Genomic DNA, 15,322 nt, shown 5'->3' with positions numbered 1-15,322 from the left:
CATTCAAAAAACTGCTATCACGGTGAAAACAAACATGGAGGACGCCTTGGAGACATTCCGGCTGGACGACAGGCTGGCGCGCGACAGCATACTTGTGACGCGTTTGGGACTATGTGAACTGCGTTTGCAGAATGACAGCCGCTGGCCCTGGCTGGTGCTGGTGCCACAGAGAGACGGTGCCAGCGAATTGTTCGATCTTACCCCGCTCGATCAGGCCGTGCTGACCTTCGAGACCAATCTCGTCGCCACCGCGCTGAAACAAGTCACTGGGGCAACCAAGATCAATGTCGGCGCGCTCGGCAACATCGTCCGGCAACTGCACGTCCATATTATTGCTCGCAATGAAGGTGACACCTGCTGGCCCGGCCCTGTCTGGGGTCACGGAACGGCGGTGCCCTATGCTGCGGGTGAAAAGGAAACTCTGATGAAAAAAATCTCCGGCGCGCTCTGATGATCTCCATGACTATTTTTGAAACCACTGCCCCCCATCCCGAAGCAAGCCTGCTGACAGCCTTTTCCAAGAACGCCCTCGACCGTTTTGCCGAAAAGCGGACGGAAGATTGCGTTGCCGATGCGCTGAAAGTCGACGGCACCCACATCTTCGCTTTTTCCGGAAACCGGCTTGTCCTGAAGCACGACGAACAGGTCATCGATCCCCTGTTTTCCGCCTATGAACTGGCGGAGTTGCAGCCGGATTTCGACAATGCCGTTCTGCTCGGATATCGCGAAACCGGCGAGCCCAGAATTGCGGTGCCGGTTGCTGTTGCCGAGGACCAGCTGGCCAGCCATTACAAGCTTGCCGACGCGCGCACCCTTTATCGCGATCATCTTCTCGATGAGGAATTGCTGAGCGAGGTTGCCCAGGCCGTCAGCCTAACGCATTGGAACGGCGACAACCGTTTCTGTGGACGGTGTGGCGGGACAATGGAATTGCGCATCGGCGGCTACAAGCGCATCTGCGCCGCCTGCAATCACACGATTTTTCCCCGCACCGACCCCGTTGTCATCATGATGACGATTGATATCGAGCGCGATCTGTGCCTGCTTGGCCGGGGCGCGCATTTTGCACCGGGCATGTATTCCTGCCTTGCCGGTTTCGTGGAACCGGGTGAAACGATAGAGCAGGCCGTTCGCCGCGAGACGCACGAGGAATCCGGTGTTGAAGTCGGCCGCGTGCGTTATCACGCCTCCCAGCCCTGGCCGATGCCGCATACGCTGATGATCGGCTGTTATGCCGAGGCACTGTCCTTCGATATTGCCCGAGATGAGATCGAACTGGAGGATTGCCGCTGGTTCACACGGGCGGAAGTCGCCAAGATGCTGGAGACGGCAACAGGTGAGGGCTTTTCCGCGCCTCCCGGTGGCGCAATCGCGCACCGGCTGATGCGCGATTGGGTGGAATGGACGAAATAATCGCGTTCGGCAGGCTCAGCTCTGGTTGAGCTTGCCGCGCATCGCATGGCCCTTGTAGACGCCGAGAATGCGGACCTTCTCGGAAAAGAAGCGCAGCTCGTCCAGCGCATGCCGTACCGGTTCGTCATCCGGGTGGCCTTCAATATCGGCGTAAAACTGCGTCGCCACGAATTTTCCGCCCAGCTGATAGCTTTCCAGCTTGGTCATGTTGATGCCGTTTGTCGCAAAGCCGCCCATGGCCTTGTAGAGCGCGGCCGGAATGTTGCGGACGTTGAACACGAAAGTCGTGACGATGATTTCGTCGGGAGAATCGCCGCGGGGCTGGCGCTTGGCCCAGTTTTCATCGCGGGAAAGCACGACGAAGCGGGTGACGTTGTTTTCCGAATCCTCGACATTTTCAGCCAGAATATCGAGACCGTAGAGATCGGCGGCAAGACGCGGCGCGAGTGCCGCCATGCTGCGGTCGCCCTTTTCGGAAACCTGCTTGGCAGCGCCCGCGGTATCGCCGGCAATAACCGGCTTCCAGCCGTTGGAGCGGATGATCTTGCGGCACTGGCCAAGCGCGTGAATGTGGCTGTGGACGGTGCGAATCTCTTCTTTTTTCACGCCCGGCATCACCATCAGCTGGAAGCGGATCGGCATGAAATATTCACCGATGATGTGAAGGCGCGATTCCGGCAGCAGATGATGAATATCGGCAACACGGCCGGCCAGCGTGTTCTCGATCGGGATCATGCCAAGATCGGCTTCGCCGTTTTCGATGGCGTTGAAGGCGTCCTCGAAGGTCGGGCAGGGCAAAGGCTCCATGTCCGGGAACATGTCGCGGCAGGCCATGTCGGAATTCGCGCCGAATTCGCCCTGAAAGGCAATGCGTTTTGTGCTCAAGGTCATGGATATGTCCGTTAAAGGGTTCTGCCTGCGAGAATGGTGCGGGCTTTTTCAAGATCGTGCGGCGTATCGACACCGAGTGGCACGGAGCGGACGATTTCAGCATCGATGCGCATGCCCGCTTCCAGCGCGCGCAATTGCTCCAGCCGTTCGCGTTTCTCAAGCGGCGATGGCGGAAGGCTTACGAATCTTTCAAGCGCTGCCCGGCGGTATGTGTAAAGCCCGATATGATGATAGAGCGGTCCGTCGCCGTAAGGTGCGGTTGTGCGGGTAAAATAAAGTGCACGCAATCGCGTCTCGGAAAGCGGGCTGCCAACCACTTTTACGACGTTCGGATTGGTTTTTTCGTCTTCGTCGGTGATCTCGACCGTCAGTGTTGCAATGTCGACGGTGGCATTTTCCAGCGGGCGCAGAGAGGCGCGGATCGTTTCCGCCTCGATGGTGGGAAGATCGCCCTGTACGTTGATGACATATTCGGCCTTGCCATAGGGGTCGGCCTTTTGCAACGCTTCGAAAATGCGGTCCGAACCGGATTGGTGGTCGTCCCGTGTCATCATCACGTCGAAACCGGCATTTTTCACGGCTGAAAACACCTGTTCGTCATCGACTGCAACGACGATTCGCTCCGCTCCCGCCTCACGCGCCCTGAGCGCCACCTGCACGATCATCGGCTTGCCGCCAATATCCGCAAGCGGCTTGCCCGGCAGCCGCGTGGATGCCATCCGCGCCGGTATGAGGACGACAGCTTTCTCGAAATCCCGATTCTTCATCCGACACCCTTCAAATCCCGCCCGAAAAGTGTCAAAACGTCACGGTGTGGGGAGCATTATTCAAGTTGCGCAGGCTGTGCAAAAGCCATAGCTTTCGAGCAATTTCAAGATGCCCGTTATATCAAGCGGATGCGAGGGAGCGCATATAGATGAATTCTTATGTAAATATGGGCGTTGGGGCTTTGCTTGGCACGGTTTTCGTCCTGATGTCGGTGTCGATTGCGTCTGAGGGCATTTTCCATGCGCCTGCGCCCGAAAAGGAAGGTTACGCCATTGCTGCGGCAGAGAGCGGCGGCGAAGCAGGTGGCGGAGAAGCCGCTGCTGCGGCGACGCCGATCGCGCAATTGCTTGCGAACGCCGATGCCGCCAAGGGCGAGACGGTCTTCAAGAAGTGTACGAGCTGTCATACCGGAGAGAGTGGTGGTGCAAACAAGGTCGGCCCCAATCTCTTCGATATCGTCAACCGGCCGATCGCCAGCCACGAAGGTTTCAGCTATTCCGCAGGGATGAAGGATTTCTCCAAGGGCGGTTCCGTGCATTGGGATTACGATCATCTCAGCTTCTTCCTCGAAGCTCCCAAGAAACACGTTCCCGGCACGGCCATGGGCTTTGCGGGTGTGAAGAAGGAGACGGAACGCGCCGATCTCATCGCTTATCTGCGCACGCTGTCGGCAAACCCGGCGCCGCTGCCGGATCCGGCTGCTGCTCCCGCGCCCGCGCCGACAAACTGACGCAAATGATGGTTTCATAAGAAAAGCCCGGCATCGCTGCCGGGCTTTTCTGATTCTGTCGGTGTCCGGTCTTTGAAAGATCAGAAGCCCTTGCCGCCGCGCAATTCGGAAATCACCGTTCCGACCATGATCTTGATATCCAGCCAGACCGAAAAATTCTCGACGTAATAAAGATCGGACACGATCCGGGCGCGCGCCTTGTCGCTGCGGTCGGTCGGACCGCGCAATCCCCGCATCTGGGCAAGTCCGGTAATTCCCGGTCGCACCCGGTGCCGCATATGGTAATGGGGAACGAGTTCCTCATAAAGACGGCCGGCGGCCAGCATGCCGATGGCGTGGCAGCGCGGACCGACCAGCGACATGTCGCCTTTCAGCACGTTGATCAGCTGCGGCAGCTCATCGATATTGGTGCGGCGAAGAACGGCGCCGATGCGGGTTATCCTCGGATCGTTCTTCACCGTTTGCGCCACCCCGGTGGCATCACCCAGTTCAGTCCTCATCGAGCGAAATTTATAAACGCGGATTTTCCGTCCGTTCATGCCCCACCGGACCTGCGAGAACAGGACCGGCCCCTTGCTGTCGAATTTGACCAGTGCCGCAACCGTCAGCAGGACGGGGGCGAGTGCAACAAGGGCGATGGACGCCCCTGCAATGTCGATTGTCCTTTTGAGAGCGAACTGGCTACGCAGCAACGCGGATGTGCTTCTTTCGGAAACGGCAGGTTGCGTTTCCGAAGCTTCAAAAGTGACCGCCGTGGAATAGGGAGCACCGTAAAAAACGGCATGCGATGAGCCTTTAGTACCCAGCATAATATCGAACCCTGAAAAGTTATTTTGAAACAAGAAAATTAATTTATATGAACGATTAATAATTCATTTACCGTAAAAAGTCATCAGAAATGTAACCGTCTTTGCGCATATGGCAATCTACGGTTAATGCGCTTGCACGCATATGTTGTGAGTTGGGCGATGCCTCCGCTCGTGGCTGCGGATCGCACGTCGTCAAGCCTTTGGAAACAATGATTGGCGGGCAGGTGATAACGTCGCCGATGCCACGCCGCCGGCCATGAAATCGGCCAGCGGATCGCCCCAAAAGCGATTAATTTCCCATCAGGATATCAAGAAGCGTTGTCTGTTTCGGGCCCGATGCGGCAGGCGCCTGACCGCCGATATCGGCCGGAGGAACAGGTCCGTTTCCGGCTGAATAGCCGGGTTCCATGTCACGAGACGGAATATTTGCCGGCGGCATGGGCACACCCGGCTGGCCAGGGTTCGGCGAAACTGGCGCCTCGGGATAGGCGCGGCTATTTGTCGAGCCGCCGCCGAGTGCATTGGAAATGATGTCGCCTATAGAGGAGGGCGCGTTTTCAGGCGCCGGCTGCTGCATTTCCCCAAGCGGTGGCACGTTGCCTGCGCCAAGCCCGAAGAGCGGTGATGGCGAGAGCCCGGAATGGGCGGCGGTCATGAAATCCTTCCAGGCTCTTGCGGGCAGCCCGCCGCCTGTGACCTTTTTCATCGACGTGCCGTCGTCATTGCCGAACCAGACGCCCGTAGTCAGATTGCTTGTGTAGCCGACAAAAAGCGCGTCGCGGAAGGATTGTGTCGTGCCGGATTTCCCGGCCGCCTGCCAGCCCTGCAGCCGCGCGGCCTTTCCGGTTCCTTCGGTGATGACGCGCGACAACATGCCGTTCATGGTGGCAGCGATCTCTTCGCTCAGCACGCGCGGCGGATTGTCGTATTTGTTTTCGTAAAGCACCTTGCCATCGGCATCGGTGATGCGTTTGACGATATGCGGGGTTGCCTTGTAGCCGCCATTCATAAAGGGAGCGTAGGAGGCCGTCAGCTCCATCAGCGACACTTCCGAGGTGCCGAGCGCGATGGAAGCATTGTTCTGCAACTCCGATTCGATACCCATGCGATGCGCCACCTGCGTCACCCGGTCAGGGCCGACTTCCATCACCAGCTGCGCGGCGATCGTATTCAGCGAATTGGCGAGCGCAGTCGCAAGCGTGACTTCGCCACGATATTTCTTCTCGTAGTTTTCCGGTGTCCAGTTTCCGATACGGACCGGGCCGTCATTGCGAATGGTGTAAGGGGTAAGCCCCGATTCGAGCGCGGCGACGTAAACGAAAGGCTTGAATGCCGAACCGGGTTGTCGTTTCGCCTTGGCGGCGCGGTTGAACTGGCTTTCGGCATAATCCGCCCCGCCCACCACGGCCCGGATCGCGCCCGTACCATCGATGGAAACCAGAGCTGCCTGCGAGGCGCCCTGCTTCTTGCCGTCTCCCTGCAGAACATGGCTCAGCGCTTTTTCCGCGTCACGTTCGAGATTGGGGTCGATGGTCGTGTCGACGACGATATCCTGCTTGACGTCGCCGATCAGGCCGCGCACCTCCTCCAGCACCATATCGGCGGCGTAATGTTCGGCGCCGGACCAGAAGCGTTTGGCCTTGGTCGGCGGCTGCGACATCGCGGTCTTGATCTCGTCGTCGGTGATGAAGCCGACATCGCGCATGGATTGCAGCACGACCTGCGCCCGCTGCTCGGCCGCCTGCGGGTCGCGCGCCGGTGAAAGGCGAGAGGGTGCTTTAAGAAGCCCGGCAAGTGTCGCGGCCTCGCCAAGATTAACGTCGCGTGCGGATTTGTTGAAGTAGCGCCGGGAGGCGGCTTCAACACCATAGGCGTTGGATCCGAAATAGACGCGATTGAGATACATCGCGAGGATCTGGTCCTTGGTGTATTTGTGCTCCAGCCAGAAGGACAACAGCACCTCCTGGACCTTGCGCTCCAGCGTCCGGTCCGGCGAAAGGAAAAGGTTCTTCGCCAGCTGCTGCGTCAGCGTTGAGCCGCCCTGCACGGTTCGCCCCGTCAGCACATTGGTGACGATAGCGCGCCCCAGACCAAGGGGATCGACCCCGAAATGCGAATAAAACCGGCGGTCCTCGATCGCCATCACCGCTTGCGGAATGTAAGGCGACATGTCTTCGAGCGCGAGGGCCTCGCCACCCGTGGTGCCGCGATTGGCGAGCACGCTACCGTTCACCGACACGATCTTCACATTCGGCGGACGTTCAGGAATCGACCAGCTGCTGGCGCTCGGCATGCGCGCGCCATAATAAAAGACCAGACCGGCAATGCCGATCCCACCCCATATACCAAGCACGATGCACCAATAAACCAGGGAACGGATCATGCCCGTCGGGCCACGGCCGGAACTGCGGCTGCGCTTTTCCCTTTTTTGCGATTTGGCGCGACCGCTGGCTGGCTTTGATTTCTTGGCGGGCTGCTTTGCTGTTCCGCTGATGCGCTCGCTGGCATCGAGGCGCAGGTCATCGCCGGACTCGTGGAAATCCCCGAAGGAAGGTTCTACCCGTTCGCGTGATTTGCCCTTGCCTGCCATCCAGCCGAAATCGCTCCTTATTCGCGAAACCGCGCGCATCCCACCATGGATTTGAGGCTTCTATGCCTGCGCGATCCTTAATCCAGGATGAAGAGTTTAAATGCGGCAATTTAAGGCGGGGTTAAGTCCTGGATGGATCAAATCGGCGTCATTGGCAGACGTCGACCCATTCCGCTCCCGTCAGTTGCACCATCATATCAGGCGAAATCCGCACCGCCGCATTGGTGGCGCCCGCTGCCGGAACTACCTCGTCATAGTTTTTAAGAGATATGTCGCAAAATACGGGAAGCGGCGCGGGCAGTCCGAAGGGGCAAACGCCGCCGATGGGATGGCTGGTCACGACAACCACCTCTTCCGGTCCCAGCATGCGCGGCTTGGCCCCGAAATGATCGCGGAATTTGCGGTTATCGAGCCGTTTCGTGCCGGCGGCGACAACGAGAAGAATGGTGTCACCCGCTTTCAGGCAGATCGTCTTGGCGATCTGGTCGGGATCGACACCGTGTGCTTCCGCAGCCAATGCAACCGTCGCCGAACTCGCTTCGGTTTCGATTACGGCCACTTCGGGCGAATTCTCGGTGAAAAAGGCTCTGACGGATTCTATGGTCATGCGTATTTATTAGGCGGTAAGTGGAGAGGCTTCAAGATGCCACCAGATAGCTATGCATTTTGTGCAATGCTGCGCTGCGATGAAGCGTCTGTTTTTTAAGCTGGTATCCTGTATGTTCAAAACATCGAAGCGACGCACTCCTCCTCCCAGCGTCGCCCGATTGGACTGACAATACTCCTCCTCCCAATTGTCAGTCAGTTTCAAGAACCCGGCGCACCTCCTCCCGCGCCGGGTTTTTGCTGTTTAAGGCCTTGTTTCCTGCAGCTTTTGTTTCCCGGCGGTTCACAAAGATCGCCCGTCTTTTTCAAAGAAACTTGACTTTTCGCCCCTGCCAACCTAGGTGTTCGCCCATCGATATTTGTTTGACGACCAGAGCTTCGGTACCTTTTTGAGGTGCGCACGACGATCTTTCCTTCAAATTCGACCCAAGACCGCACTGCGCGCAGTGCAAATACAATTGCCAACGGAAGGAAATCGTTATGGCGACTGGTACAGTAAAGTGGTTCAACGCAACCAAGGGCTACGGCTTCATTCAGCCTGACGACGGTTCGCAGGACGTATTCGTGCACATCTCTGCAGTTGAGCGCGCCGGTCTGACCGCCCTCAACGACGGTCAGAAGCTCTCCTACGAGCTGATGCAGGATCGCCGCTCGGGCAAGATGTCCGCAGGCAACCTCGTCGCTGCCTGATTAAGCGATCTGGCCTACGGGTCATTGATACCAAATGAAAAGGCCGGATTTTTTCCGGCCTTTTCTTTTGGCGCGAGGTCCATCGACCGGCCGGTCTTGAAAAACGCGGATCGCATACCAATATAGGGTTCAACGGTGCTCCGGACAGGAACCGTCAGGCTTGCATGTTTAAAAGTGCCGCTGTTGTTGCGTTAACCAAAGATTAACCGAAGCAGCCGATCCTGATGGTGAAAGCAGCGTCGACATCATCGACGCGCTCAGGAACATCAGACCGTTTGAACGCTTTGACCACGGATGTACTGGCACTGACGAAAAAACGGATGGAAAGGTCGGGCTTGCCCGGCCTTTTTGTTTTTGGCGATCAAAAACCGAAAAGAAGAGAGGCGTCGGGCAACCGGCGCCTCCTTTCTTTTGATTACTTCGTTGCGAGCGCGTCGAGAATACGCACCCACGAGCGGATGCCCTTGTGGAAGGACTGCAGGTCGTATTTTTCATTCGGCGAATGAATGCGGTCATCGGTCAAGCCGAAGCCGACGAGCAGCGAATCCATGCCCAGCATCTTCTGGAAATCGCCGACGATCGGGATCGAGCCACCCATGCCGATCACAACGGCGGGCTTGGGCCACTCTTCCGAAAGCGCATTCTTGGCCTTCGTCAGGACAGGTGAATCATAGGAAAGCTGGATGGCCGGCGATGCGCCGTGCTCATGAAATTCCACCGAGCAATCCGCCGGGATTTTCGAACGCACATAGGCCCTGAAGCTCTCGCGGATGGCTGCCGGGTTCTGTTCTCCAACAAGGCGGAAGGAAACCTTGGCAGACGCCTTGGCGGCGATCACGGTCTTGAATCCGTCGCCGGTATAGCCGCCGATAATACCGTTTACCTCCGCCGTCGGACGCGCCCAGGTCTGCTCCAGCACGGAGCGGCCCTTTTCGCCCGAGGGAACAGAAAGCCCGACCTCACCAAGGAAGGCCTCCGCACTGCGGCCCAGCGTTTCCCATGAAGCCTTGATATTGGCAGGGGTTTCCTCGACGCCGTCGTAGAAGCCGGCAAGTGTCACGCGGCCGGTCTCGTCATGCAGACCGGCGAGAATATCGGTCAGGATGTGAATGGGATTTGCGGCAGCACCACCGAAAAGGCCGGAATGCAGATCGCGGTCGGCTGCGGTGATGACGATCTCCTCGCCGACCAGGCCACGGAGGGCAGCAGCGATGGCGGGCGTATCGCGGTCCCACATGCCCGTGTCGCATACCAGCGCATAATCGGCCTTCAGCTCATCGGCATTGGCTTCGAGGAACGGCTTCAGCGACGGCGAGCCGGATTCTTCTTCGCCTTCGAAAAGAATGGTAACGCGCACCGGCAGGCCGCCATTGACCGCCTTGTAGGCCCGGCAGGCTTCCACGAAGGTCATCAGCTGGCCCTTGTCATCAGCCGTTCCACGCCCGGTGATCACCTGCCTGCCTGCGCCGATATCTTTTACCGCAGGCTCAAACGGATCGTTTTCCCAAAGGTTGAGCGGATCGACCGGCTGCACATCGTAGTGGCCATAAAAAAGCACATGCGGTGCGTCTTTCGTGGCTGCATCGTGATGCGCCACCACCATCGGATGGCCGGCCGTGTCGCGAACGGAGGCTTCAAAGCCCAGTGAGGAAAGTGTCCTGACCAGCCATTCCGCCGCCTTGCGGCACTCCGCCTTGTAGGCGGGGTCCGTGGAAATAGAGGGGATGCGAACAAGTTCGAACAGCCGCTCGAGGCTGGAGGTAAGGTTGTCGTCGGCCGTGGAAAGAATGGGGGAAACGTCTGTCATCGCTGATCCTGTCATGTCTGTCGTGACCCGGCGATGGGACGAAATATCCGGGCATCGCGCATCGCGTGGGAACAAGGGGCTGACGTGTCGTTGAATCGGCAACCGCGCAGCCGCGCGAACGATAGAGCAGTTCAGGAAAACTGCGAAGCGGTTTTCCATCCGAAACCGCGCAGAAACAAAAACTTGAGACGCTTTCGGCAATGAAAGGCGCCATGGCGAAGACAGACCGGTTTAGAAAGGCAAAAGCTATTTGGCCTTTTTTGCGCTCTCGATTGCCCGGCGCATATATTCCAGCAGGAGCTGCCTTTCGAAACGCCGGAAATCCTTGAGCAGCGTGTCCTCGGTGGCCTCGGAAGCGGCAATCGCATTCGCCTCCAGATCCCTGCCACGCTGCGTCAATTCGATGATCTGCGCGCGGCGGTCGCTTGGATGGGATTTGCGCAGGATCAGCCCGTCACGCTCCATGCGCGCAAGCGTGTTGGCAAGGGTTGCCTGTTCGATGTCGATTCTATCGAGCAATTGCCGCTGCGTCAGGCCTTCCTCATGCCAGAGTTCGATGAGAATGGGGAATTGCCCGGGAGAGAAACCCAGCGCGGCGGCTCGCTTCTGGAGCGCCATGGTGAATTCCCTTGCCATTCTCGCGGCGAGATAGATCGCCGATTCGTCCCGGGAAAAACCCATTCGTCCGTCCGTAAACTTCGTAGCCGGCGCATTCCGCGCGATTTCGATAGTGCGATATATATCGCATGATATGTTTAGGCCAGTCCGAAACACGGCACAAAATAAAACCGCCATGGCCGGGAGGGGTCGGCCATGGCGGTCGTATTGGAGGACAAAGGCCCGGAGAGGGGGAAAGGCCTTTGTCCGGTCTGATGCGGCGGGGGACGAGCCTACAATCAGACTACGGCGTGATCAGGCGCCGTCCTCTATGAAATGTGTCTGCAAATGCGGCTTTTCAAGGGAAAATCCATTACAAATCGGTAACGTTCAGGTGAATTTAACGGGCCTTTCCAGACGCTTCGCTTCAAGCGCTTTGCGGTGCGTTGTGCGAAGTTTCTATGGACGTCAAAACAGCCCCGCGCTATCCATATCGCCATGAAAAAAGGCGATCATCTCTTCCTCGTTGACGGTTCCGGTTTCATTTTCCGGGCGTTCCATGCCATTCCGCCGCTGAACCGCAAGTCGGACGGGCTGCCGGTCAACGCCGTTTCCGGCTTCTGCAACATGTTGTGGAAGCTGTTGAGGGATGCGCGCAATACCGATGTCGGCGTCACGCCCACGCATTTCGCCGTGATTTTCGACTATTCGTCGAAAACCTTCCGCAATGAACTTTATGATCTCTACAAGGCCAACCGCACCGCGCCACCGGAAGATCTGGTTCCGCAATTCGGCCTGATCCGTGAGGCAACACGCGCCTTCAATCTTCCCTGCATCGAGACGGAAGGCTTCGAGGCGGACGATATCATCGCCACCTACGCCCGACAGGCGGAGGCGATCGGCGCCGACGTCACCATCATTTCTTCCGACAAGGATCTGATGCAGCTCGTCACGGCCAATGTGCATATGTACGACGCCATGAAGGACAAGCAGATCGGCGTTCCCGATGTCGTCGAGAAGTGGGGTGTCGGCCCCGAAAAGATGATCGACCTTCAGGCGATGACCGGCGATTCCACCGATAATGTTCCGGGCATTCCCGGCATCGGCCCGAAAACGGCCGCGCAATTGCTGGAGGAATACGGCGATCTTGATACTCTTCTGGCGCGCGCAGATGAAATCAAGCAGCAGAAACGCCGGGAAAACATCATCGCCAATGCGGAACTTGCCCGCCTTTCCAGGCAGCTCGTGGCGCTCAGAACCGATGTACCTTTGGATCAGTCCCTTGAGGCGCTGGTGCTCGAACCGCAGAACGGCCCGAAACTCATTGCCTTCCTGAAGGCGATGGAGTTTACGACGCTGACGCGCCGGGTTGCCGAAGCGACCGAAACCGACGCTTCTGCCATCGACCCCGCCAATGTGCCGGTGCAATGGGGTGCCGATGCACATGGTCCCGATCTCGATGCGCCGGCCGCCATCATAACGTCTGGTGAAACAGCCGCTGATGCGAGTGCACAGGCTTCACCGGCAGCGCCTGCAAGGCAGGTGACAGGGGAGGGCAGCGCGCCTGCCGATCTTGCCACGGCACGGCAGACGGTTTTCGCCGCCGCCAAGATCGACACGGCCGCCTATGTGACGATCAGGAATCTGGCAGAGCTGGACCGCTGGGTTGCGGCGGCCCGCGAAACGGGCGTCGTCGCCTTCGATACGGAAACGACCTCGCTCGACCCCATGCAGGCCGAGCTCGTCGGTTTTTCGCTGGCGATTGCCGATAATGGCAAGGATGCCTCGGGCACCGATATCCGCGCCGCCTATGTTCCCTTGACGCACAAGACCGGCTCGGGTGGCGATCTTTTCAGCGATGGCATCAAGCTCGCCGAAGGGCAGGTGCCGTTTAGTGAGGCGCTGGAGCGTCTGAAGAGCCTTCTTGAGGACCCGGCCGTTCTGAAAATCGCCCAGAACCTCAAATATGATTACCTGCTGATGAAACGCCACGGCGTCGTCATGCAGAGTTTCGACGATACCATGCTGATTTCCTATGTTCTGGAGGCCGGCAAGGCCACGCATGGCATGGATTCGCTGTCCGAACGCTGGCTCGGTCACAAGCCGATCGCCTACAAGGACGTGACGGGGTCGGGCAGGTCGAGCGTCACCTTCGATTTCGTCGATATCGACAAGGCGACGGCTTACGCGGCGGAAGATGCGGATGTCACCCTGCGGCTGTGGATGGTGCTGAAGCCCCGGCTTGCCGCCGAGCGCTTGACCAAGGTCTATGAGCGGCTGGAACGCCCCCTCGTGCCGGTTCTGGCGCATATGGAGGAGCGCGGCATCACCGTGGACCGGCAGATCCTGTCGCGTCTCTCCGGCGAGCTGGCCCAGAAGGCGGCTGCCTTCGAAGAGGAAGTTTATCAGCTGGCGGGCGAGCGTTTCAATATCGGATCGCCAAAGCAGCTCGGCGATATCCTGTTCGGCCGGATGGGCCTGCCGGGCGGCTCGAAAACCAAGACCGGCCAGTGGTCGACATCGGCGCAGGTGCTGGAAGATCTGGCCGCGGAAGGTGCCGAACTGCCGCGCAAGATCGTCGACTGGCGTCAGCTGACCAAGCTGAAATCGACCTATACGGATGCGCTACCCGGCTATATTCACCCGGAGACGAAGCGGGTGCATACGTCCTACGCGCTTGCCTCCACCACGACGGGGCGCCTGTCGTCTTCAGAGCCGAACCTCCAGAACATTCCGGTGCGCACAGCAGAAGGCCGCAAGATCCGCACGGCTTTCATCTCCACGCCCGGTCACAAGCTTCTTTCCGCCGATTACAGCCAGATCGAATTGCGCGTGCTTGCCCATGTCGCGGATATTCCCCAACTTCGCAACGCTTTTGAAAATGGCATCGACATTCATGCGATGACCGCATCGGAAATGTTCGGTGTGCCGGTGGAAGGCATGCCGTCGGAGGTGCGCCGCCGCGCCAAGGCCATCAACTTCGGCATCATCTACGGTATTTCCGCTTTCGGGCTGGCCAACCAGCTCAGCATTGCCCGCTCTGAAGCGGGGGAATATATCAAGAAATATTTCGAGCGCTTTCCCGGCATTCGCGACTACATGGAAGCGACCAAGGCTTTCGCCCGCGAGAACGGTTATGTCGAAACGATTTTCGGCCGCCGCGCCCATTATCCGGAGATCCGCTCGTCCAACCCTTCCGTGAAGGCCTTCAACGAACGCGCGGCCATCAACGCGCCGATCCAGGGCTCCGCTGCCGATATCATCCGCCGGGCCATGGTCCGTATCGAGCCGGCGCTGGAGGCGGAGAAGCTTTCCGCCCGCATGCTGCTGCAGGTTCACGACGAACTCATCTTCGAGGTCGAGGAAGCCGAAATCGAAAAGACCTTGCCCGTTGTCGTCTCCGTGATGGAAAATGCGGCGATGCCGGCGATATCCATGAAGGTGCCGTTGCAGGTGGATGCGCGCGCCGCCGACAACTGGGATGAGGCGCACTGACAAGGCCGTGCGACCCGTGAAATCGACCGGTCGATGTCATTGATCTGTTGCGTATCGGGATTAGGGGAAACCTCTCAAAAGGAGTTTCCCCATGCACGCCCCGCTCGTCTCGAAAGACCTTGAATATATTTCCGCTGCCAACCACGATCACCCGCCGCGCCATCTCGGCAGCCGTTTTAACGCCGAGCGCGAATTTCTGCCCGAGCCGGGTAACACGGTCGTCTGCCACCTCGTTGAAGGCTCGCAGACCGAGAGCGCGATCATCAGGACACGCCAGCGCTTTCTGGACATGCCCGAGGCATCGCTGCTCGCCTTCACGCCGGTTTCCAGCCTGCACATGACGGTGTTTCAGGGCATCATCGAGTTCCGGCGCATGGCGCCCTACTGGCCCGAGGACATGCCGCTCGATACGCCGATCGACACGATGACGGACTATTACCGCGACCGCCTTTCGGCCTTTCCGGCGCTCCCCGGTTTTGACATGCAGGTGACCGGTCTGCGCCCCACGGGGCTCGTCATGAAGGGAGCAACTGCGGAAGACGACCGAATCGTCGCTCTGTGGCGGGATAGTTTTGCCGAGGCCTTCGGTTACCGCCATCCTGATCATGAAAGCTATGAGTTTCATATCACGCTGTCCTACATCACGCGCTGGTTTGATCCCGAGAGCCTGCCGCGATGGCAGGCGATGCTGGACGAGGAGCTGGAAAAACTGCGCGCAGCAGCGCCGGTCATCGAGATGCGCCCGCCTGCTTTCTGTGAATTCATGGACATGAACCACTTCAAGGAACTCATCGTTTTTGATAGAAGTGAGGCCTGATTTGCGCACACCTGCAGCCTGCTCGTCGTCCCTGTTCCGCTGAATCGGAAAAAATGCGCGTCAGGGCTGGTCAAAGCCCGTTTGGGCATGTATAAGCGCGCCAAATTTC

13 protein-coding genes are annotated in these 15,322 nt (G+C 58.5%); 6 read left to right on the top strand and 7 right to left on the bottom strand.

Annotated features, from left to right (window positions below; genetic code table 11):
* Nucleotides 1-34: 34 nt before the first annotated feature.
* Both OK142_RS19930 and nudC read left to right on the top strand, forming a co-directional pair.
* Nucleotides 35-451 (top strand): HIT domain-containing protein, encoded by a 417-nt coding sequence (locus OK142_RS19930; RefSeq protein ID WP_035241346.1) that lies wholly within the window; start codon nucleotides 35-37, stop codon nucleotides 449-451.
* Nucleotides 451-1,413, top strand: a complete 963-nt coding sequence (gene nudC, locus OK142_RS19925) for an NAD(+) diphosphatase (RefSeq protein WP_003492979.1) — start codon at nucleotides 451-453, stop codon at nucleotides 1,411-1,413. The genes OK142_RS19930 and nudC overlap by 1 nt, the downstream gene beginning before the upstream one ends.
* 15 nt (nucleotides 1,414-1,428) lie before the next feature.
* Here nudC and OK142_RS19920 read toward each other — a convergent pair whose 3' ends face one another.
* Together OK142_RS19920 and OK142_RS19915 are read right to left on the bottom strand one after the other, a co-directional pair.
* Nucleotides 1,429-2,304, bottom strand: a complete 876-nt coding sequence (locus OK142_RS19920; protein ID WP_003492981.1) for a prephenate dehydratase — start codon at nucleotides 2,302-2,304, stop codon at nucleotides 1,429-1,431.
* A gap of 11 nt (nucleotides 2,305-2,315) precedes the next feature.
* A complete protein-coding gene (locus tag OK142_RS19915; RefSeq protein ID WP_313609926.1) occupies nucleotides 2,316-3,071 on the bottom strand; it encodes a 3-deoxy-manno-octulosonate cytidylyltransferase in 756 nt (251 codons plus the stop codon).
* A 149-nt stretch (nucleotides 3,072-3,220) separates the two neighbouring features.
* Between OK142_RS19915 and OK142_RS19910 the strand changes: the two genes are divergently transcribed.
* Nucleotides 3,221-3,802: a c-type cytochrome gene (locus tag OK142_RS19910; RefSeq protein ID WP_137038453.1), complete on the top strand. Its 582-nt coding sequence runs from the start codon at nucleotides 3,221-3,223 to the stop codon at nucleotides 3,800-3,802.
* Between the two features lie 80 nt (nucleotides 3,803-3,882).
* On the opposite strand, the gene OK142_RS19905 is transcribed toward OK142_RS19910, so the two are convergent.
* From OK142_RS19905 to OK142_RS19895, 3 genes are all read right to left on the bottom strand, one after another.
* Nucleotides 3,883-4,611: a sugar transferase gene (locus OK142_RS19905; protein ID WP_498684745.1), complete on the bottom strand. Its 729-nt coding sequence runs from the start codon at nucleotides 4,609-4,611 to the stop codon at nucleotides 3,883-3,885.
* Between the two features lie 289 nt (nucleotides 4,612-4,900).
* Nucleotides 4,901-7,201 (bottom strand): transglycosylase domain-containing protein, encoded by a 2,301-nt coding sequence (locus tag OK142_RS19900; RefSeq protein WP_498684744.1) that lies wholly within the window; start codon nucleotides 7,199-7,201, stop codon nucleotides 4,901-4,903.
* Nucleotides 7,202-7,349: 148 nt separating this feature from the next.
* On the bottom strand, nucleotides 7,350-7,808 hold the full coding sequence (locus OK142_RS19895) for a YbaK/EbsC family protein (protein WP_313611933.1): 459 nt from the start codon (nucleotides 7,806-7,808) through the stop codon (nucleotides 7,350-7,352).
* A 479-nt stretch (nucleotides 7,809-8,287) separates the two neighbouring features.
* Here OK142_RS19895 and OK142_RS19890 point away from each other — a divergent pair, with 479 nt between their 5' ends.
* Nucleotides 8,288-8,497, top strand: coding sequence for a cold-shock protein (locus OK142_RS19890; RefSeq protein ID WP_003492998.1), 210 nt, complete (start codon nucleotides 8,288-8,290; stop codon nucleotides 8,495-8,497).
* Between the two features lie 415 nt (nucleotides 8,498-8,912).
* On the opposite strand, the gene OK142_RS19885 is transcribed toward OK142_RS19890, so the two are convergent.
* Together OK142_RS19885 and OK142_RS19880 are read right to left on the bottom strand one after the other, a co-directional pair.
* Complete coding sequence (locus OK142_RS19885) at nucleotides 8,913-10,304, bottom strand: dipeptidase (RefSeq protein ID WP_082183401.1); 1,392 nt, start codon at nucleotides 10,302-10,304, stop codon at nucleotides 8,913-8,915.
* Between the two features lie 246 nt (nucleotides 10,305-10,550).
* Nucleotides 10,551-10,985 carry a MarR family winged helix-turn-helix transcriptional regulator gene (locus tag OK142_RS19880; protein WP_003493003.1) on the bottom strand — a complete coding sequence of 145 codons (435 nt, stop codon included), beginning with the start codon at nucleotides 10,983-10,985 and terminating at the stop codon, nucleotides 10,551-10,553.
* Nucleotides 10,986-11,399: 414 nt separating this feature from the next.
* Here OK142_RS19880 and polA point away from each other — a divergent pair, with 414 nt between their 5' ends.
* Complete coding sequence (gene polA, locus OK142_RS19875) at nucleotides 11,400-14,396, top strand: DNA polymerase I (RefSeq protein WP_444783244.1); 2,997 nt, start codon at nucleotides 11,400-11,402, stop codon at nucleotides 14,394-14,396.
* A 91-nt stretch (nucleotides 14,397-14,487) separates the two neighbouring features.
* Nucleotides 14,488-15,213, top strand: coding sequence for a DUF1868 domain-containing protein (locus tag OK142_RS19870; protein WP_313607969.1), 726 nt, complete (start codon nucleotides 14,488-14,490; stop codon nucleotides 15,211-15,213).
* Nucleotides 15,214-15,322 lie beyond the last annotated feature (109 nt).

This window comes from Agrobacterium sp. BT-220-3, from assembly GCF_025910175.1.
In the GTDB taxonomy this organism is placed as follows: domain Bacteria; phylum Pseudomonadota; class Alphaproteobacteria; order Rhizobiales; family Rhizobiaceae; genus Agrobacterium; species Agrobacterium oryzihabitans.
This window is presented reverse-complemented; position numbering and strand designations above follow the sequence as displayed.